General features: G+C 61.9%; 20 protein-coding genes and 1 riboswitch. Of the genes, 15 read left to right on the plus strand and 5 right to left on the minus strand.

Going from position 1 to position 17,893, the window contains the following annotated elements; translation table 11 throughout:
- Positions 1–44: 44 nt before the first annotated feature.
- Positions 45–1,358 (minus strand): PQQ-dependent sugar dehydrogenase, encoded by a 1,314-nt coding sequence (locus HU724_RS08880; RefSeq protein WP_186565910.1) that lies wholly within the window; start codon positions 1,356–1,358, stop codon positions 45–47.
- Between the two features lie 66 nt (positions 1,359–1,424).
- Positions 1,425–2,009 carry a hypothetical protein gene (locus HU724_RS08885; protein WP_186565908.1) on the minus strand — a complete coding sequence of 195 codons (585 nt, stop codon included), beginning with the start codon at positions 2,007–2,009 and terminating at the stop codon, positions 1,425–1,427.
- 163 nt (positions 2,010–2,172) lie between these two features.
- Positions 2,173–2,402, plus strand: a riboswitch (cobalamin riboswitch).
- 81 nt (positions 2,403–2,483) lie between these two features.
- Here HU724_RS08885 and cobO point away from each other — a divergent pair.
- The 14 genes from cobO to HU724_RS08950 all read left to right on the plus strand — a co-directional run bounded on the left by cobO (position 2,484) and on the right by HU724_RS08950 (position 14,041).
- Positions 2,484–3,095 carry a cob(I)yrinic acid a,c-diamide adenosyltransferase gene (gene cobO / locus HU724_RS08890; protein ID WP_016773703.1) on the plus strand — a complete coding sequence of 204 codons (612 nt, stop codon included), beginning with the start codon at positions 2,484–2,486 and terminating at the stop codon, positions 3,093–3,095.
- Complete coding sequence (locus HU724_RS08895) at positions 3,092–4,492, plus strand: cobyrinic acid a,c-diamide synthase CobB (RefSeq protein ID WP_186565906.1); 1,401 nt, start codon at positions 3,092–3,094, stop codon at positions 4,490–4,492. Before cobO ends, HU724_RS08895 begins: the two co-directional genes overlap by 4 nt.
- Entirely contained in the window at positions 4,489–5,139 is a 651-nt protein-coding gene (gene bluB, locus HU724_RS08900) for a 5,6-dimethylbenzimidazole synthase (protein WP_024012169.1), read from the plus strand. The genes HU724_RS08895 and bluB overlap by 4 nt, the downstream gene beginning before the upstream one ends.
- On the plus strand, positions 5,136–6,044 hold the full coding sequence (gene cbiB, locus HU724_RS08905; RefSeq protein WP_186565904.1) for an adenosylcobinamide-phosphate synthase CbiB: 909 nt from the start codon (positions 5,136–5,138) through the stop codon (positions 6,042–6,044). Before bluB ends, cbiB begins: the two co-directional genes overlap by 4 nt.
- Positions 6,037–7,029, plus strand: coding sequence for a threonine-phosphate decarboxylase CobD (gene cobD, locus HU724_RS08910; RefSeq protein WP_186565902.1), 993 nt, complete (start codon positions 6,037–6,039; stop codon positions 7,027–7,029). The genes cbiB and cobD overlap by 8 nt, the downstream gene beginning before the upstream one ends.
- Complete coding sequence (locus HU724_RS08915) at positions 7,026–8,477, plus strand: cobyric acid synthase (protein ID WP_186565900.1); 1,452 nt, start codon at positions 7,026–7,028, stop codon at positions 8,475–8,477. Before cobD ends, HU724_RS08915 begins: the two co-directional genes overlap by 4 nt.
- Positions 8,478–8,597: 120 nt before the next feature.
- Entirely contained in the window at positions 8,598–9,119 is a 522-nt protein-coding gene (cobU, locus tag HU724_RS08920; RefSeq protein ID WP_039763697.1) for a bifunctional adenosylcobinamide kinase/adenosylcobinamide-phosphate guanylyltransferase, read from the plus strand.
- Positions 9,116–10,171 (plus strand): nicotinate-nucleotide--dimethylbenzimidazole phosphoribosyltransferase, encoded by a 1,056-nt coding sequence (gene cobT / locus HU724_RS08925; RefSeq protein WP_186565898.1) that lies wholly within the window; start codon positions 9,116–9,118, stop codon positions 10,169–10,171. The genes cobU and cobT overlap by 4 nt, the downstream gene beginning before the upstream one ends.
- Positions 10,168–10,743 (plus strand): alpha-ribazole phosphatase family protein, encoded by a 576-nt coding sequence (cobC, locus tag HU724_RS08930; RefSeq protein ID WP_186565896.1) that lies wholly within the window; start codon positions 10,168–10,170, stop codon positions 10,741–10,743. The genes cobT and cobC overlap by 4 nt, the downstream gene beginning before the upstream one ends.
- 1 nt (position 10,744) lies before the next feature.
- On the plus strand, positions 10,745–11,467 hold the full coding sequence (locus HU724_RS08935; protein ID WP_186565894.1) for an adenosylcobinamide-GDP ribazoletransferase: 723 nt from the start codon (positions 10,745–10,747) through the stop codon (positions 11,465–11,467).
- 174 nt (positions 11,468–11,641) lie between these two features.
- Positions 11,642–12,046: a MarR family winged helix-turn-helix transcriptional regulator gene (locus HU724_RS08940; protein WP_016773714.1), complete on the plus strand. Its 405-nt coding sequence runs from the start codon at positions 11,642–11,644 to the stop codon at positions 12,044–12,046.
- 52 nt (positions 12,047–12,098) lie between these two features.
- Positions 12,099–13,307 carry an MFS transporter gene (locus HU724_RS08945; RefSeq protein ID WP_130912546.1) on the plus strand — a complete coding sequence of 403 codons (1,209 nt, stop codon included), beginning with the start codon at positions 12,099–12,101 and terminating at the stop codon, positions 13,305–13,307.
- On the plus strand, positions 13,304–13,426 hold the full coding sequence (locus HU724_RS27740) for a hypothetical protein (protein WP_262137478.1): 123 nt from the start codon (positions 13,304–13,306) through the stop codon (positions 13,424–13,426). The genes HU724_RS08945 and HU724_RS27740 overlap by 4 nt, the downstream gene beginning before the upstream one ends.
- Before the next feature lie 54 nt (positions 13,427–13,480).
- On the plus strand, positions 13,481–14,041 hold the full coding sequence (locus tag HU724_RS08950) for a glutathione peroxidase (protein ID WP_071171497.1): 561 nt from the start codon (positions 13,481–13,483) through the stop codon (positions 14,039–14,041).
- Positions 14,042–14,251: 210 nt separating this feature from the next.
- Here the strand turns inward: HU724_RS08950 and HU724_RS08955 are convergent, their stop codons facing one another.
- From HU724_RS08955 to HU724_RS08965, 3 genes are all read right to left on the minus strand, one after another.
- Positions 14,252–15,523 carry an OmpP1/FadL family transporter gene (locus HU724_RS08955; RefSeq protein WP_186565892.1) on the minus strand — a complete coding sequence of 424 codons (1,272 nt, stop codon included), beginning with the start codon at positions 15,521–15,523 and terminating at the stop codon, positions 14,252–14,254.
- Positions 15,524–15,669: 146 nt separating this feature from the next.
- Positions 15,670–16,152: a hypothetical protein gene (locus HU724_RS08960; protein ID WP_024012180.1), complete on the minus strand. Its 483-nt coding sequence runs from the start codon at positions 16,150–16,152 to the stop codon at positions 15,670–15,672.
- 271 nt (positions 16,153–16,423) lie between these two features.
- On the minus strand, positions 16,424–16,648 hold the full coding sequence (locus HU724_RS08965; protein WP_016773719.1) for a hypothetical protein: 225 nt from the start codon (positions 16,646–16,648) through the stop codon (positions 16,424–16,426).
- Positions 16,649–17,559: 911 nt separating this feature from the next.
- Between HU724_RS08965 and HU724_RS08970 the strand changes: the two genes are divergently transcribed.
- Positions 17,560–17,883, plus strand: coding sequence for an SEL1-like repeat protein (locus HU724_RS08970; RefSeq protein WP_024012181.1), 324 nt, complete (start codon positions 17,560–17,562; stop codon positions 17,881–17,883).
- Positions 17,884–17,893: the final 10 nt, after the last annotated feature.

Consider the following 17,893-nt stretch of genomic DNA (forward strand, 5'->3'; position numbering starts at 1 on the left):
TCGCGAGCAGGCTCGCTCCCACATTTTTTTACGTCGTGCTTAGCTTATTTGCTGGCCGACACGCGCCACACCTTGTTCCCGACATCATCCGCCACCAGCAAGCCACCTTGCTGATCGATGACCACGCCCACTGGGCGGCCCAGCGCGTTCTCATCCTTGTCGAGGAAACCGGTCAGCACATCCACCGGTTGCCCGGTCGGTTTGCCGCCAGTGAACGGCACGAAAATCACCTTGTAGCCACTGTGCGGTTTGCGGTTCCACGAGCCGTGCTGGCCAATGAACGCGCCTTCCTTGAATTGCGCCGGCAAGCGGTTGCCCTCGGCGAAGGTCAGGCCCAGCGAAGCGGTGTGCGGACCGACCGCGTAATCCGGAGCGATGGCCTTGGCCACCAGATCCGGATTCTGCGGTTTGACTCGCACATCGACGTGCTGGCCATAGTAGCTGAACGGCCAGCCATAGAAGCCGCCGTCCTTGACTGACGTGATGTAGTCCGGCACCAGGTCGCTGCCGATTTCGTCACGCTCGTTGACTGCTGTCCACAATGCGCCGCTGGTAGGTTCCCAGGCGAGGCCGTTGGGGTTGCGAATGCCCGAAGCAAAGATCCGATGATTGCCGGTCGCGCGATCGACTTCCCAGATCGCCGCGCGGCCTTCTTCCTGATCCAGACCGTTTTCGCCGACGTTACTGTTCGAGCCGACGGTGACGTAGAGCTTGTTGCCGTCCTTGCTGGCGATGACGTTCTTGGTCCAGTGGTGATTCAGCGTGCCGCCAGGCAAGTCGACGACTTTGATCGGTTGGGTCTTGATCTCGGTGGCGCCCGGCTCGTAGTTGAAGCGCAGCAGGCGGTCGGTGTCGGCAACGTACAAATCATTGCCAACCAGCGTCATGCCAAACGGCGAGTTGAGGTTCTGCAGAAATACCGTGCGGGTTTCTGCGACGCCATCGTGGTCGGCATCACGCAACAGGGTGATGCGGTTCGGGCTGGGCACGCCGGCACCGGCCTTGCCCATGACTTTCTTCATCACCCAGCCACGAATGCCTTTGCTGTCATCGGGCTTGGGCGGCGCGTTGGTTTCCGCCACCAGCACATCGCCGTTGGGCAGCACATAGAGCCAGCGCGGGTGATCGAGGCCTTCGGCAAACGCTGCGACCTGAGTGCCGGCCGCAGCGGTCGGTTTCGCACCTTCCGGCCAGCCCACCGCCGGGGCGATGTTGACTGTCGGGATCAGCGTCTTGTTCGGTTCGGGCAGTTTCGGTGACGGACCGGTGCCGTCGGAGACTTGCAGGCTGGAGGTTTCACCGCAGGCGGCGAGCCCGCCTGCGACGGCGATGATGAGAGCGAGTGGGGCCTTGCGCATTGCTGATCTTCCCTATGAATGCATTCCTAAACATAGAGGAGGGCGCAGGCCCGATGGTTCAACTGCTCAACCGCGGGCTTCCTTGAACAGCACGGCGATGCCCGGATGATAGTTGCCCGTGTCGCTGTGCAATTTGCGATAGGCGTAGGGGAAATACCAGGCCACTGCGCAGGTGTGTTCCTTTTGCAGGTCGTCGACCATGTCCTGCAGTTCTTCGGGGCTGGCGCTGTGCTGGGCTTTTTGCGGAGCGATGAAGAGGCAGCCGAGCTTGAGATCGCTGGCGTAGCTGATGCGCTTGGCATCAGCGGTGATGTCGAGCAGGGCCTGGGTCAGGTTAAGGTTGTTGACCCGTGGCCAGCGTTGCGTGGCCTGGATGAACGCGCGGTCTTCGGCGCCGGCAATCAGCAGATCTGCGCGGGCATTGCGTTCGCCTTCTTCGTTCTGTTTGCGCGTGGCGGTGTCGTTCAGCGTGACCATTTCAGCCATCCACGCCGCTGCCGCGAGCAGGCCGAGATTGGCTTTTTCGTCGTGCCAGTACGGCGTGTCGTTGTCGCCGCGAACGGTGTTGTAGCGATCGATACAGTCAAACCAGCGTTCCAGCAGCGGGCGCAGGAATTCCAGGCGCGGGTTGCTGATGATCATGCCTTGCATCGTCGTCATCCTTATTGTTGTAGTGGGCTTTTTGGAAAAAAGCATGGCTCTTTGATATCACCTGTCACAGTCTGGCACAAGATTGCCGCTGCACAATTGATCAGCGGCAGTTATTCGCGCGCAAAGCGCCTCTTCAATTGACGCTCCACCCCCAACCCTCTAACCTTCGCCGCTTGTTTCAGGTGCTCTGTGGCCCCGCGTCGACAGAGTGAAACAGGGAAGCCGGTGAGGGTGGTCTTCAAGCGAAGCCACGACGATCCCGGCGCTGCCCCCGCAACGGTAAATGAGTGAAAACTGCGCCTTGAGCCACTGCCTCGAAAGAAGCGGGAAGGCGCGCAGTCAGGCGAAACGCCGCTCATGAGCCCGGAGACCGGCCTGATCCATCTCAGCGGCATCACGGTGGGCGATGCCAGGCTTTTTGCCGTCTATTCTTGTGCCTGCCCGCCGTTATCCAGCCTCAACGGAGAGCTCCCCATGACTGATTCCCCCGAGCGTGACGAGCGCCATCTGGCGCGCATGCAGCGCAAGAAAGCCGTGATTGACGAACGCATCGCCAACTCGCCCGACGAATGTGGCCTGGTGCTGGTGCTGACCGGCAATGGCAAAGGCAAAAGCAGTTCGGCGTTCGGCATGCTCGCCCGCGCCATGGGCCACGGCATGCAATGCGGCGTGGTGCAGTTCATCAAGGGCCGCAACAGCACCGGCGAAGAATTGTTTTTCCGCCGCTTCCCCGAGCAGGTGCGTTTCCACGTCATGGGCGAAGGCTTCACTTGGGAAACCCAGGATCGTCAGCGCGACATCGCCGCGGCGACCGCCGCTTGGGAAGTCTCGCGCGAATTGTTGCGCGACCCTTCGATCGGTCTGGTGGTGCTCGACGAATTGAACATCGCCCTCAAGCACGGCTACCTCGATCTCGATCAGGTGCTCAGCGATTTGCAGGCGCGTCCGCCGATGCAGCACGTGGTGGTCACCGGTCGCGGCGCCAAGCCGGAAATGATCGAGATGGGCGACACGGTCACCGAGATGGGCATGCTCAAGCACGCCTTCCAGGCCGGGATCAAAGCGCAGAAAGGCGTCGAACTTTGAAGCAACCACGTCACTGCCCGGCGGTGTTGATCGCCGCGCCGGCCTCCGGTCAGGGCAAGACCACCGTCACCGCTGCACTCGCCCGTTTGCATCGCAATCAGGGGCGCAAGGTGCGCGTATTCAAATGCGGTCCGGACTTTCTCGACCCGATGATCCTCGAGCGCGCCAGCGGTGCGCCGGTGTATCAACTGGACATGTGGATGGTCGGCGAGCAGGAAAGTCGCCGCCTGTTGTGGGAAGCCGCCGCCGAGGCTGATCTGATTCTGATTGAAGGCGTGATGGGCCTGTTCGACGGCACGCCATCCAGCGCTGATCTGGCGCGCCACTTCGGTGTGCCGGTGCTCGGCGTGATCGACGGCACCGCCATGGCGCAGACCTTTGGCGCCTTGGCGCTGGGCCTGGCGAAGTATCAGCCGGACTTGCCGTTCGCTGGCGTGCTGGCCAACCGCGTCGGCACCTTGCGCCATGCGCAATTGCTCGAAGGCAGCCTCACCGAAGGTTTGCGCTGGTACGGTGCGCTGTCCCGCGAGACCGGCATCGAATTGCCGAGCCGCCACCTCGGTCTGGTCCAGGCCAGCGAATTGAATGATCTGGATCTGCGTCTCGACGCGGCTGCCGATGCGCTGGCCAGCAGTTGCCAAGTTGCGCTGCCACCAGCCGTTGAATTCGCCGCGCCTGAGGTCATCGCCGCCGAGCCTCTATTAAAAGGTGTGCGCATCGCCGTCGCCCGTGATGAAGCCTTTGCCTTCACCTATGGCGCCAGTCTCGATCTGCTGCGGGCGATGGGCGCCGAGCTGCAGTTTTTCTCGCCGATCCGCGACACGCAATTGCCCGAGGCGGACAGCCTGTATCTGCCGGGCGGTTATCCGGAACTGCACCACGTCGCGCTGGCGCAAAACACCACGATGCTTGCAGCAATCCGCGCGCACCACGCAGCGGGCAAGCCGTTGCTCGCCGAGTGTGGCGGCATGCTTTACCTGCTGGATTCGCTGACCGACGTGGAAGGCACCCGTGCTGAGCTGGTCGGTTTGCTCAAGGGCGATGCGGTGATGCAGCAGCGTCTGGCGGCGCTGGCGTTGCAGGCGGTTGAGCTGCCGGAAGGGGAGTTGCGTGGGCATACCTATCATCATTCGCTGACCACCACCGAGCTGACGCCGATTGCCCGGGGTTTGAGCCCCAATGGCGGGCGCGGCGCTGAGGCGGTTTATCGCGAGGGGCGGATGACGGCTTCCTATGTGCACTTTTATTTTCCGTCGAATCCTGTGGCTGTCGCTGCGCTGTTTGCGCCCGGCCTTGAGACCGCCATCGCTGGCAAGCCAGCTCCCACAGGGGATTGCGTTTCGTCAGGTATTGCACCGCCCACTGTGGGAGCTGGCTTGCCAGCGATGGGACCATGACCGACAACACATTCTCCGAAGCCGAACGCGCGGCGGTCTACAAGGCCATCGCCGAACGCCGCGACATGCGCCACTTCACCGGCGGCAGCGTCGAACCGCAGCTGCTGCGCCGTCTGCTCGAGGCCGCTCATCAAGCGCCGAGCGTCGGCCTGATGCAGCCGTGGCGCTTCATCCGCATCAGCGATCGTGCTCTGCGCGGGCAGATCCGCGATCTGGTGGAAGAAGAGCGCATCCGCACCGCCGAAGCCCTTGGCGAGCGCAGCGATGAGTTCATGCAGCTCAAGGTCGAAGGCATCAACGACTGCGCTGAGGTGCTGGTCGCGGCGCTGATGGACGATCGCGAAAAACACATTTTCGGTCGGCGCACGTTGCCGGAAATGGACATGGCCTCGTTGTCCTGCGCGATCCAGAATCTGTGGCTGGCCTCCCGCGCTGAAGGCCTGGGCATGGGCTGGGTCTCGCTGTTCGAACCGCAAGCCTTGGCGGATTTGCTCAAGTTGCCGGCCGGTGCCAAGCCGCTGGCGGTGTTGTGTCTCGGTCCGGTCAAGGAATTCTACCCGGCGCCGATGCTGGTACTTGAAGGCTGGGCGCAGGCGCGACCGCTGAACGAGCTGCTGTACGAAAATTATTGGGGAGTGAGTCAATGAGTGTGGCGTTGCTGAGTGTCGCTGCGGTAGCGCTGGATGCGCTGCTCGGTGAACCGAAACGCTGGCATCCGCTGGTGGCGTTCGGCAATTTTGCCGGGCGCATCGAGCAACGCTTCAACGCCGGCGGCCGTGGCTGGCGCAGCCATGGCGTGACCGCGTGGGTTATCGCGGTACTGCCGCTGACCTTGCTCGCCACCGCATTTTCCTGGGCGCCCTACGTGGGCTGGATTGTCGAGATTCTCGCGCTGTATTGCGCCCTCGGCATGCGCAGCCTCGGCGAACATGTCGCGCCGGTCGCGGCTGCGTTACGCGCCGATGATCTGGACGAGGCACGCAAGCGCGTCGGTTATCTGGTCAGCCGCCAGACCGATGAACTCGACGGCACTGCGGTTGCCCGCGCCGCGACTGAGTCGGTGCTGGAGAACGGCAGCGATGCGGTGTTCGCTGCGCTGTTCTGGTTTGTCGTCGCCGGCGCGCCGGGCTTGGTCCTGTATCGCTTGAGCAATACCCTCGATGCGATGTGGGGTTATCGCAACGAACGCTTCGAGCGTTTCGGCTGGGCGGCGGCGAAAATCGACGACGTGTTGAACTACATTCCTGCGCGTCTGGTGGCATTGACCTACGCGCTGCTCGGCAAAACCCGACTCGCGCTCAAGTGCTGGCGCACCCAGGCGCCAAAGTGGGACAGCCCCAACGCCGGCCCGGTGATGGCGGCCGGTGCCGGTGCACTGGGCGTCGAGTTGGGTGGCCCGGCGATCTATCACGGCGAACTGCATGAACGTCCGCAACTGGGCGAAGGTGCGCCGGCTGATGCCGATTCCATCGACCGTGGCTGGCAATTGGTCCAGCGCGGCGTATGGTTATGGCTGCTGATGCTTTGCCTGGGGGCGGAATTTTATGCTTGAGCACGGTGGCCGGCTGCGCAAGGCTGCACTCGATTACGGGATTGCCGAAGCCGACTGGCTCGACCTGTCCAGCGGCCTCGCGCCATGGCCGTTCCCGATCCCGGAGATCCCGCTACGCGCCTGGGCGCGCTTACCGGAAACCGATGACGGTCTGGAACAGGCGGCCTGCGATTATTACGGCGCCGCGCAGGTGCTACCGGTGGCCGGCTCGCAAATGGCTATCCAGTTGCTGCCGCGTCTGCGCCGGGCCGGCAAGGTCGGCGTGTTGTCGCCGTGCTATGCCGAGCATGCCGAAGCGTGGCGGCGCAGCGGTTACATTGTCCGTGAAGTGCTCGAGCAGGAAGTCGAATTCTTTCTCGACAGTCTTGATGTGCTGGTGGTGGTCAATCCGAACAACCCGACCGGCCTCAGCCTGACCCCGGCGCGCCTGCTCGACTGGCATGCGCGGCTGGCGCAACGCGGCGGCTGGCTGGTTGTCGATGAAGCGTTCATGGACAACACGCCGCAACTGAGCCTGGCGCCCTATGCGCATCAGGTCGGGCTGGTGGTGTTGCGTTCGTTCGGCAAGTTTTTCGGTCTGGCCGGGGTGCGCCTCGGTTTCGTTCTGGCCGAGCGCAAGTTGCTCAAACTGCTCGCCGAACAGGTCGGGCCGTGGGCGGTGAGCGGGCCGACGCGGGTGCTCGGTACGGCGTGCCTGCAAGACACCGAGGGCCATACCCGTCAGCGGATTCGCAGCGATGAAGCGAGCGAACGGTTGGCGGCGCTGCTGACCCGTTGCGATTTTGCACCGCAGGGTGGCTGCGCGCTGTTTCAGTGGCTGATCACCGAGCACGCCGAAGCGCTGCACGAATTCCTCGCCCGGCGCGGCATCCTCCTGCGCCTGTTCAGCCACAACAGCAGTGTGCGTTTCGGCCTGCCAGCGGATGCCGCGCAAGCGCTGCGTCTCGAACAGGCTTTGCAAGCTTTCACCAAGGACCATCCATGACCACGCTGATGGTGCAAGGCACCACGTCCGATGCCGGCAAAAGCACTCTGGTGACGGCGTTGTGCCGCTGGGCCACCCGCCATGGCGTGGCGGTGGTGCCGTTCAAACCGCAGAACATGGCGCTCAACAGCGCAGTGACCGCTGACGGCGGCGAGATCGGCCGCGCGCAGGCAGTGCAGGCGCAAGCGGCCGGTCTCGAGCCGCATACCGACATGAATCCGGTATTGCTCAAGCCCAACAGCGACACCGGCGCGCAGGTGATCATTCATGGCCGTGCGGTGACGACGATGAACGCCGTCGCCTATCACGATTACAAGGCCATCGCGATGCAAGCGGTGCTCGCCTCGCACGAGCGACTCAGCGCTGCGTATCCGCTGGTAATGGTCGAAGGCGCCGGTTCGCCGGCCGAGATCAATCTGCGCGCCGGCGACATTGCCAACATGGGCTTTGCCGAAGCGGTGGATTGCCCGGTTTTGCTGATCGCCGACATCAATCGCGGCGGCGTGTTTGCGCATTTGGTCGGTACCCTGGAATTGCTTTCACCGAGTGAACAGGCGCGGGTCAAAGGCTTCATCATCAACCGCTTTCGCGGCGATATCGCCTTGCTGCAACCGGGCCTCGACTGGCTGGAACAGCGCACCGGCAAACCGGTGGTCGGCGTGTTGCCCTACGTGATGGATCTGCACCTCGAGGCCGAAGACGGTATCGACCAACGCCAGACCGACAAGGCCGAGCAGGTGTTGAAAGTGGTGGTGCCGGTGCTGCCGCGCATCAGCAATCACACCGACTTCGACCCGCTGCGTCTGCATCCGCAGGTGGATCTGCAATTTGTCGGCCCGGGCCAGGCGATTCCCGCCGCCGATCTGATCATCCTGCCGGGCTCGAAAAGCGTGCGCAGTGATCTGGCTTATCTACGCGCCAATGGTTGGGACGCGGCAATCAATCGGCATCTGCGCTACGGCGGCAAGGTGCTGGGGATTTGCGGCGGTCTGCAGATGCTCGGCGAGCAGGTGCACGACCCCCTCGGGCTGGAAGGCGCTGCCGGCTCCAGCGCGGGGTTGGGGCTGCTGGCGTTCGATACGCAGCTCGAAGCCGACAAGCAATTGCGCAACGTGCGCGGGCGGCTGGCGTTGGAAAACGCCGCAGTCAGCGGTTACGAAATTCATGCTGGCGTAACCACCGGGCCGGCGCTGGAAAGTCCGGCGGTGCATCTGGACGACGGTCGTTGCGATGGTGCGCAGAGTGCCGATGGCCAGGTGTTCGGCACCTATCTGCACGGCTTGTTCGAATCCCCCGAGGCGAGCGCGGCGTTGCTGCGCTGGGCCGGGTTGAATGATGTGCAACAGGTTGATTACCACGGCTTGCGCGAACGCGATATCGAACGGCTGGCGGATCTGGTGGAGAAGCATCTGGATACCGGGCTGTTGCGTCAGCTCTGTGGGATTTGAGTTGTCCGGGCTGGCCTCTTCGCGAGCAGGCTCGCTCCCACAGGGAAATGCGATCAACGGTGGGAGCGAGCCTGCTCGCGAAGGGGCTGGTTGCCTTACCACACATTTTTGGATGAACCCATGCTCCAACTGATTCTCGGCGGCGCCCGCTCCGGCAAGAGTCGTCTGGCGGAAAAACTCGCCAGTGACAGCCATCTGGCGGTGACTTACATCGCCACCAGCCAGCCGCTGGACGGCGAAATGAACCAGCGCGTCGCCCATCACCGCGCGCGTCGTCCGGCTGAATGGGCGTTGATCGAAGAGCCACTGGAACTGGCCCGCGTGCTGCGCGAATCCGCCGGCGCCGAGCGCTGCCTGCTGGTCGATTGCCTGACCCTGTGGCTGACCAATCTGCTCATGCTCGACGACGCCGAACGTCTCGCGGCCGAGCGTGAAGCCTTGCTCGATTGCCTGGCGTCGTTGCCGGGCGAAATCATTTTTGTCAGCAACGAAACCGGAATGGGTGTCGTGCCGCTGGGCGAATTGACCCGCCGCTATGTCGATGAAGCCGGTTGGCTGCATCAAGCTCTGGCCGAGCGTTGTCAGCGAGTTGTCCTGACCGTCGCCGGCCTGCCCCTGACTTTGAAAGGACCTGCGTTATGAGCCCGACCTGGTGGCTGAACCCGTGCAAAACCGTGAACTCGGACATCATCGCGCAAGCGACCGAGCGCCAGCAGCAACTGACCAAACCGGCCGGTTCGTTGGGGCGCCTTGAATCGGTGGCCGTGCAACTGGCCGGTCTGCAAGGTCAGCTCAAGCCAACGCTGGAGCAAGTCTGGATCGCGATTTTCGCTGGCGACCATGGCGTGGTAGCCGAAGGCGTATCGGCTTATCCGCAAGAAGTTACCGGGCAGATGCTGCTCAACTTTGTCAGCGGCGGCGCGGCGATCAGCGTGCTGGCGCGTCAGCTCGGCGCGCAGCTGGAAGTGGTCGATCTGGGCACGGTGAATCCGGCGCTGAATCTGCCCGGCGTGCGCCATCTGAACATTGGCGCGGGAACGGCGAATTTCGTCCAGGGCGCAGCGATGACTCAGGCGCAGGGCGAATCGGCCTTGCAGGCCGGTCGCGACAGCGTCTTGCGCGCGAAAGCCGCCGGCACCCAGTTGTTCATCGGCGGCGAGATGGGCATCGGCAATACCACGGCGGCCAGTGCGCTGGCCTGCGCGTTGCTCGATTGCCCAGTGGCGCATCTGGCTGGTCCCGGCACCGGGCTGAATGCCGCTGGCGTCAGCCACAAGGCGCACGTCATCGAACGCGCTCTGGCGCTGCATGCCGCGCAGCGTGGCGATGCCTTGCAGACGCTGTTCAATCTCGGCGGGTTCGAGATTGCCGCGTTGGTCGGCGCCTATCTGGCCTGCGCGCAGGAAGGCATTGCGGTGCTGGTTGACGGCTTTATCTGCACGGTCGCGGCACTGGTCGCGGTGCGCTTGAATACGGCGTGTCGCGAGTGGCTGTTGTTCGGCCATCGCGGTGCCGAGCCGGGCCATCGCCATGTGCTGGAAACCTTGAGCGCCGAGCCGCTGCTCGAGCTCGGCCTGCGCCTGGGCGAGGGCAGTGGCGCAGCGTTGGCGGTGCCGTTGTTGCGTCTGGCCTGTGACCTGCACGGGCAAATGGCGACGTTCGCCGAAGCGGCTGTCGCGGATCGCCCGGCATGAGCCTGCGCCTGGATCTGCTGCGCCATGGCGAAACGGAACTCGGCGGCGGCTTGCGCGGCAGCCTCGACGATGCGCTGACCGCAAACGGCTGGACGCAGATGCGTGCAGCGGTGGTCGACGGCGGGCCGTGGGATCGTATCGTCAGTTCGCCATTGCAGCGCTGCGCGCGCTTCGCTGCTGAACTCGGCGAGCAACTGAACCTGTCCGTGCATCTGGACAAGGATCTGCAGGAACTGCATTTCGGCGCGTGGGAAGGGCAGAGCGCGGCGGCATTGATGGAGACGGATGCCGAAGAGCTGGGGCTGTTCTGGGCTGATCCCTATGGCTTCACGCCACCGCAGGGGGAGCCGGTCAGCGCGTTTTCCGCGCGGGTGTTGGCGGCGGTCGCGCGATTGCACGCGGCTTACGCCGGCGAACGGATTCTGCTGGTCAGCCACGGCGGCGTGATGCGTTTGTTGCTGGCGCAGGCACGAGAGCTGCCACGTGAACAGTTGCTCAACGTCGAAGTCGGCCACGGCGCGCTGTTTGCGCTAACGGTCGCTGCGGACGGCGCGCTCAAGGAAGGTCACTGAGATGTTGCCGCTGTGGATCGCCTTGCAGTTTCTCAGCAGCCTGCCGATTCGCCTCCCGGGCATGCCCGAGCCGCAACAGCTCGGCCGTTCGCTGCTGTTTTATCCGCTGGTGGGATTGCTGTTCGGGCTGATCCTCTATGCGTTGAATCTGTTGTTGGCCGGCGCGCCGTTGTTGCTGCATGCGGCGCTGTTGCTGACCGTGTGGGTATTGCTCAGCGGCGCGCTGCATCTCGATGGCCTGGCCGACAGCGCCGATGCCTGGCTCGGCGGTTTTGGTGATCGCGAGCGCACGCTGACGATCATGAAAGATCCGCGCAGCGGGCCGATTGCGGTGGTCACGCTGGTGCTGGTGTTGTTGCTCAAATTTGCCGCGCTGCTGGCACTGATCGAACAAGGGCATACCCTGGCGCTGATCATCGTGCCGGTGCTCGGGCGAGCGGCGCTGTTGGGGTTGTTTCTGACCACGCCGTATGTGCGTGCGGGTGGCTTGGGTCAGGCACTGGCCGATCATCTGCCGCGTAGAGCGGGGTGGTGGGTGCTGGGGTTGAGTGCGCTGGGCTGCGTGTTCGTCGCGGGTATCGGCGCGGTGCTGATTTCGCTGGTCGGGTTTGTCTGGCTGCGGCGTTTGATGATGCGGCGGTTGGGTGGGACTACCGGGGACACGGCGGGGGCGCTGCTGGAATTGCTGGAGATGGGGGTGTTGGTGGGGCTCGCTTTGGTCTGAAGGATTTGCGTAGATGATGCCGGCCCCTTCGCGAGCAGGCTTGCTCCCACCTTCGAATGCAATCCCCTGTGGGAGCGAGCCTGCTCGCGATGGCGGCCTCACCGGCGACAATGATGTTCAGAGTAAACTCATCTGTAACTTGATTTAACACACTCGCGGGTATATACACGCATCATGCTTCCTTCTCAGTGTTTGTGCACCAACCTGCGTCGCGCCGCGCGTGGCGTCAGCAGGCATTACGACGGCGCTCTCGACGGCTTCGGGATCAACGTTGCCCAGTATTCTCTGCTGTGCAATCTGCAGCGGCTGGAGCAACCGAGCATTTCCGAACTGGCAGAGGCCATGGGCCTGGATCGCAGCACGCTCGGGCGTAATTTGCGTGTGCTGGAGGGCGAAGGTCTGGTGGCGCTTGCCGAAGGCGAGGACATGCGCAACCGTATCGTGCGCCTCACCGAAACCGGCGTGCAGCGGCTGGCAGCGGCATTGCCGGCGTGGGAAGCGGCGCAACAGCGGCTGATCGACCGTCTCGGTGCCGAGAAGCGCGAAACCTTGCTCAAATTGCTCGACGAACTGGCCTGACGCCGGTTTTTTCGCGCTCAAGCGGGTATATACCCGCGACTGGAGAATAACAATGACATCGATGTGGCGTACGTGCGGTTGGGTGTTGCTGGGGAGTGCGCTGATCCTGGCGTTGTCATTGGGCGTGCGCCACGGGTTCGGTCTGTTCCTGTCGCCGATGAGCGCGCAGTTCGGCTGGGGTCGCGAAGTGTTTGCCTTCGCCATAGCCCTGCAAAACCTGATCTGGGGCCTGGCGCAGCCGTTCACCGGCGCGCTGGCTGACCGCTTCGGCGCGGCGAAAGTGGTGCTGGTCGGTGGGATCCTCTACGCGGCGGGCCTGGTGTGCATGGGCCTGTCTGATTCGGCAGTGACTCTGTCACTGAGTGCCGGCCTGCTGATCGGTATCGGTCTTTCGGGCACTTCGTTTTCGGTCATTCTTGGTGTTGTGGGTCGTGCTGTGCCGCCAGAGAAACGCAGCATGGGCATGGGTATCGCCAGCGCCGCCGGTTCGTTCGGCCAGTTCGCCATGTTGCCGGGCACGCTCGGTTTGATCGGCTGGCTCGGCTGGTCGGCCGCGCTGTTGGTGCTGGGCCTGTTGGTGGCGATGATTGTGCCGCTGGTGAGCATGCTCAAGGACAAGCCGCTGCCGGTGCTTGGCCATGAACAGACTCTTTCCGAAGCGCTGCGTGAGGCCTGCTCGCACTCCGGTTTCTGGCTGCTGGCGTTCGGCTTTTTTGTCTGCGGTTTCCAGGTGGTGTTCATTGGCGTGCACCTGCCGGCGTATCTGGTCGATCAGCATCTGCCGGCGACAGTCGGCACGACGGTGTTGGCATTGATCGGGCTGTTCAACATTTTCGGCACGTACACCGCTGGCTGGCTTGGTGGACGCATGTCCAAACCGCGCCTGCTGACGGCGTTGTATCTGCTGCGCGCGGTGGTGATCGTGCTGTTCCTGTGGTTGCCGGTGACGACCACCACGGCGTATCTGTTCGGCATGGCCATGGGCTTCCTGTGGCTGTCGACGGTGCCGTTGACCAACGGTACGGTGGCGACCTTGTTCGGCGTGCGCAATTTGTCCATGCTCGGTGGCATCGTCTTTCTGTTCCATCAGCTCGGCTCGTTCCTTGGCGGTTGGCTGGGCGGGGTGGTGTACGACCGAACCGGGAGTTATGACTTGATCTGGCAAGTGGCGGTTCTCTTGAGCCTGCTCGCGGCGGCGCTGAACTGGCCGGTGCGCGAGCGTCCGGTGGCCCGCCTGCAAGCCGCTGCGAGCGCAGCATGAACCGGATATGCACGCGGGTCGTTGTTGTCGCACTGGCGGCAGCGCTGTTGGCGCTGGTGTGGTGGGGCTGGCAGCGCGGCGGTCTGGCGCTGATGCAGTTGGGCATGAGTATTTGCTAGATGCCAGCGTGGCGAGTAACGTCGAAGCCTGATGACTGCCCAAGGAAATTCGACATGTTGATGCGCTGGTGTGCTGTTCCCGCGTTGCTGATGGCGTTGACTGGCCTGGCCCAGGCCGCCGATTGTCCTGAGCTGCTGCAAGGCTCGCTGCCCAAGCTGCGCGCCAAGGAATCCATCGATCTGTGCAAGCAGTACGCCGACAAGCCGCTGGTGGTAGTCAATACCGCCAGCTTCTGCGGTTTCGCCCCGCAGTTCGAAGGCCTCGAGGCGCTGAACAAGCGCTACAAGGCGCAAGGGCTGGAGATGCTCGGCGTGCCGTCCAATGACTTCAAGCAGGAGTCCAAGGACAGCGCCGAAACCGCCAAGGTCTGCTACGCCAACTATGGCGTGACCTTCAACATGACCGAGCCGCAGAAGGTTCGCGGCGACGACGCCACGCATCTGTTCCAGGTGCTGGCCGCGCAGAGCAATGCGCCGAAGTGGAATTTCTACAAGTATGTGGTCGACCGGCAGGGCAAGGTGGTGGCGAGTTTTTCCAGTTTGACCAAACCGGATGATCCGGAATTTATTGCGGCGATCGAAAAGGCCATTGCCTCCAAGCCGCTGAAGCCCTGATTAATGCTGTTCTCTGTGGGAGCGGGCCTGCTCGCGAAGCGATGTGTCAGTTAGCACATCAACATCTAACATACCGCCTTCGCGAGCAGGCTCGCTCCCACAAGGGTGATTTTGTCGTTCCAGTGAAAAGTTGCAGGCAAGAAAAAGCCCCGCCTCTGTAAAGAGAGCGGGGCTTTTTGGTGGGCGAGGGGTTAGCCTCGCCACGGTGCATCAGAAGCGGTAAGTCGCGCCGACACCGAAGCCGTTTGCCGAGTTTTCATACTTGGCATCGTAGGTCTGGCCACGCGCGTTTTCGTTGCGGATGTTGACCGACTCTTCTTTCAGGTACGAGTACGCGACGTCGATGGTCAGGTCGTCAGTCGGGCTCCAGCCGGCACCGATACTGAAGATGGTGCGGTCGCCAGTCGGGATGCGTGGCGAGCGGTCTTCGTTATTGGTTGGCGACTGGTCGAAGGTCAGACCGGTGCGCAGAACCCATTCCTTGTTCAACTGGTACGAGGTACCCACGGCGTAGGCCCAGGAGTCATGCCAGTTCTGGTCTTCGTTGATCGTACCGAACTGACCGGCCAGCAGAGGCTGCACCCCGGAGTTCTTCACGGTGATCTTGTCCAGCTGGCTCCAGCGGGTCCAGGTGGTACCGGCGTAGACGTTCCAGCGATCGTTGATCGCCTGGGTCACCGACAGGTCAACGGATTCCGGCGTGGTGATCTTCAGCGAAGCGTCGTACTTCTGGTTGGCGCCAACGCCCACCAGCGCCAGAGCGTTGTAGTTGACCTTGGTGTCGCCTTCGAGCTTGTAGTCGACCTTGGAGTGGTAGGTCAGGCCGACACGGGTGGTGTCGGTGGCCTGGACCAGCAAGCCGACGTTGTAGCCCAGCGCGGTGTCGTCACCCTTGATCTTGACCTTGCCGTCCGGCAGTGCCTGGGTGATCGACAGGTTGGATTCCAGCGAGCCGTCGATGCGGTTGATGGTCGGGCCGAAACCGATCGACACCTTGTCGTTGAAGGCGTAGCTGACGGTTGGCTGGAAAGTGATGACTTGTACTTCGGACTTGCTGCCGAAGTAACGACCGGCGAAGCCGTTTTCGTAATCCGTGATCAGACCGAACGGTACGTACACACCGAGACCGAATGCCCAGTGGTCATCGATCGGTTTTACATAGAAGCCCATAGGTACAGCGGTGAAGGGCACCATGTCGCCTTTGTTGCTACCGCCGTTAGGGCTGGAGCTGGCGTTGCTGATATCGGTGTGTGCATCGACGACGGCGACACCGCCGGTGACTTGTTCGCGCTTGATGCGCGCCATGCCGGCCGGGTTGCCATAAACAGTGCTTGCGTCGTCGGCAGAAGAAGATCGCCCGGCAAAACCAGTCCCCATCCCACTGATGCTTTGTTCGTTGAGGGCAAAACCTGCCGCGAAGATTTGTGTGGAGGCAAGGGTAACGGCGAGGCTAAGGGTGGTTTTGAGCATGACTTTTTTCATTATTAGAACTCCTGGTGATCACCGGGGCGAAAATTACCAACATTTTCGTCCCAGCGCTATAGCCTGTATGCCTTGAGTTAGAGCGGTTTTGTAGGACAATCCGACCAAAATGGCGGCCTGATGCAAGAACTTGTGAAACCGCCCGGTCAGCAAGCGACCTGATTCAGCGGTGAAACACAGGTTTGCCAGGCATAGGTGAAGTCGCGCAGACGACCTTGCGGTTGAAAGGTCTGGCGCCAGATACGCGCCATGCCGAGCAGGTCGGTCGGAGCGGGGAGGGTGGGGTTTTGTTCTTCTACCAGCAGCCAGGCGATGGCAGTGGCGTAACGCAGGTTGACGGTCAGTTCCAGATGCGGGCCGCTGAGGAACGCATGCTGACTGGCCAGGCCGCGCACCAGGCTGGCGCGCTCCGGATCGAGCGCCAGATAATCATCCCAGAGGGCCTGATGGCGATGCTCGGCAATCCGGTAGAGGCCGTGGCCACGGCGGTCATGCAGGGCAGACCCGAGGGCGGACTGGCTGGCGGCGATACCCAGCAGCAGGGATTCGGCAGTTGCGCAGTGGCGTCCCAGATAAATCAGTGTGGGACGGATCACATAGCGGCACAGTTCGCTGGCAGCGATACCCATAACACCCTCGGTTCTTGTTGTTGAGGGCGAGTCCTGAAGGGGCCTTGGCAGCAGTGGATCGACTCAGGCTCGCCGCAAGCGGGTCAAGCCGCTTGAGTTGAAGTGTAGTGTCATATTCAGCGTGTAAAGGCCTGTTTTTAAAATATTTCCGCCATCGCATCCCGGGCGTTAGATCGGAACATGCTTAGATGCGCAGCGCTAAAAGTGAAATATCAGGCGATAAAAAGCCCCGCTTTTCAGCAGGGCTTTGCTTTTTCAGCCTGTCCGGCTTTCAGGCAACCAGTGCCTGACGGGTACGCTCGATCACGGCCTGCAGCGGTTCGGCGCTGGAGTATTGATCGGGGTACAAACGCTCGCTGTGACGAGCGATGCCGTGTTCATTGACCACGGTGAAGCTGAAGCAGCCTTTGCGAGCGGCCATGATCAGGCAGTTCATTGGAGCAAAAGCGTTGGTTAGGGTGCGAATGGCATCCTGAGTCTGGATTTGAGTAGACATAGTTATTAGGTGTTCCTACAAATGACACGGATAAGAACCGTGCAACGTTAAAACGTTCCAGTAACGTTGATCACCATTGATCGAACGAAGAACCCGACTGGAACAAAGCAGCCAGTTTGAAGCGCTGATAAATGTGCGCGCTTGGGCTGGCAGGTAGGTACTTAGGAGGACAGGCATCACAGCGAGGGCAAAGGTTCTGGGCCCGGGGTGAAGATCCTGATCAATTTGCAGGTTGGTTCGGTCAGAGTAAGTGTTCTTCGCAACGCCCTTTGTTTTCGTTCAAAGGCAGCGTCGTCGCAAGATTTACCTGGAAACCATCGAGGGGTCGTTCCCGCTTTTTTCGGCAGTGTCTTCCTGTTGGAAGTTGACCGTGGGGAGATGTTCGACCGGAATTGACTTTCAGCTTGGTACTAACGCCGCGGATAGTAACGGATCCGTTCGGGCGAAGCAAACCCCCTGACCAAAAAAAGGATCACAGGGAAAGGTCGTGTCGCACCGTCCGTCGGCGTGCATGCTTTTCGCAGAGCCTCTCGGTCGCTCGCAGCTACGCAAAATGACCCGAAAAAGCGCACGCATATAACCGGCTCACAGGTACTTGTGCACATTAGTTGCGCAGAGCGTAACGCAACTGTCACATCGATCCTGACTCCAGTCGCTGCCTGTATCAAAAGTTTAAGTCAATGAAAAATATCGTCTTTTTTTGTTGGTGAAAAAATCGTCAGTTTGACTGCGAGCCCCATTCCATAAGGCTTTGCGGGGATCGTAGAGCGGTTGTCCACTGACTTATCCACAGCTTCTGTGGATTGTCCCTAGCGCTTGCTCTAGCACGGGCGTGCCGGGTTTTTTTCGACTTTACCTGTAAGAAAAAGAGAGTAAAGTGGCGCGCCTTCCGATCTGTCCCGCAGTGCTTTATGAAGTTTCGCTCAGTATCAGACTCTGTTACCTCCAACCCGACCTCTGTTACCGCTCCCAAGCGTTTTTCCGTGCGTGTGGCCGAATGGCTGCTCGATGCGCCGCGCCTGAGCGACAGTCCCAGCGCCAAGCACCTGGCCGGCCGTCTGCTCAAGCAACCGGCCCGTGAAGGTGTGGTCGCTGCACAGAGCCGTCTCGGCCAATTGATTTGCCGGGAGTGCGGCAATGCCCGTGACCGGCGTATCGGTCAGGAGTTGCTGCGTCAGGCCGCCCGTGCCGGTGACCGTCGCGCGCAGCAGGAACTCGGTCTGATCGAAGACTGAGCTGTCCAAG

It is taken from the genome of Pseudomonas iranensis (genome assembly GCF_014268585.2).
GTDB classification, from domain to species: Bacteria; Pseudomonadota; Gammaproteobacteria; order Pseudomonadales; family Pseudomonadaceae; genus Aquipseudomonas; species Aquipseudomonas iranensis.

Bases quoted from the DNA above. Each gene is read 5' to 3' on its own strand.
- HU724_RS08880 (WP_186565910.1), bottom strand. From the start codon at position 1,358: ATGCGCAAGGCCCCACTCGCTCTCATCATCGCCGTCGCAGGCGGGCTC.
- HU724_RS08885 (WP_186565908.1), bottom strand. From the start codon at position 2,009: ATGCAAGGCATGATCATCAGCAACCCGCGCCTGGAATTCCTGCGCCCG.
- cobO (WP_016773703.1), top strand. From the start codon at position 2,484: ATGACTGATTCCCCCGAGCGTGACGAGCGCCATCTGGCGCGCATGCAG.
- bluB (WP_024012169.1), top strand. From the start codon at position 4,489: ATGACCGACAACACATTCTCCGAAGCCGAACGCGCGGCGGTCTACAAG.
- cbiB (WP_186565904.1), top strand. From the start codon at position 5,136: ATGAGTGTGGCGTTGCTGAGTGTCGCTGCGGTAGCGCTGGATGCGCTG.
- cobD (WP_186565902.1), top strand. From the start codon at position 6,037: ATGCTTGAGCACGGTGGCCGGCTGCGCAAGGCTGCACTCGATTACGGG.
- HU724_RS08915 (WP_186565900.1), top strand. From the start codon at position 7,026: ATGACCACGCTGATGGTGCAAGGCACCACGTCCGATGCCGGCAAAAGC.
- cobU (WP_039763697.1), top strand. From the start codon at position 8,598: ATGCTCCAACTGATTCTCGGCGGCGCCCGCTCCGGCAAGAGTCGTCTG.
- cobT (WP_186565898.1), top strand. From the start codon at position 9,116: ATGAGCCCGACCTGGTGGCTGAACCCGTGCAAAACCGTGAACTCGGAC.
- cobC (WP_186565896.1), top strand. From the start codon at position 10,168: ATGAGCCTGCGCCTGGATCTGCTGCGCCATGGCGAAACGGAACTCGGC.
- HU724_RS08935 (WP_186565894.1), top strand. From the start codon at position 10,745: ATGTTGCCGCTGTGGATCGCCTTGCAGTTTCTCAGCAGCCTGCCGATT.
- HU724_RS08940 (WP_016773714.1), top strand. From the start codon at position 11,642: ATGCTTCCTTCTCAGTGTTTGTGCACCAACCTGCGTCGCGCCGCGCGT.
- HU724_RS08945 (WP_130912546.1), top strand. From the start codon at position 12,099: ATGACATCGATGTGGCGTACGTGCGGTTGGGTGTTGCTGGGGAGTGCG.
- HU724_RS27740 (WP_262137478.1), top strand. From the start codon at position 13,304: ATGAACCGGATATGCACGCGGGTCGTTGTTGTCGCACTGGCGGCAGCG.
- HU724_RS08950 (WP_071171497.1), top strand. From the start codon at position 13,481: ATGTTGATGCGCTGGTGTGCTGTTCCCGCGTTGCTGATGGCGTTGACT.
- HU724_RS08955 (WP_186565892.1), bottom strand. From the start codon at position 15,523: ATGAAAAAAGTCATGCTCAAAACCACCCTTAGCCTCGCCGTTACCCTT.
- HU724_RS08960 (WP_024012180.1), bottom strand. From the start codon at position 16,152: ATGGGTATCGCTGCCAGCGAACTGTGCCGCTATGTGATCCGTCCCACA.
- HU724_RS08965 (WP_016773719.1), bottom strand. From the start codon at position 16,648: ATGTCTACTCAAATCCAGACTCAGGATGCCATTCGCACCCTAACCAAC.
- HU724_RS08970 (WP_024012181.1), top strand. From the start codon at position 17,560: ATGAAGTTTCGCTCAGTATCAGACTCTGTTACCTCCAACCCGACCTCT.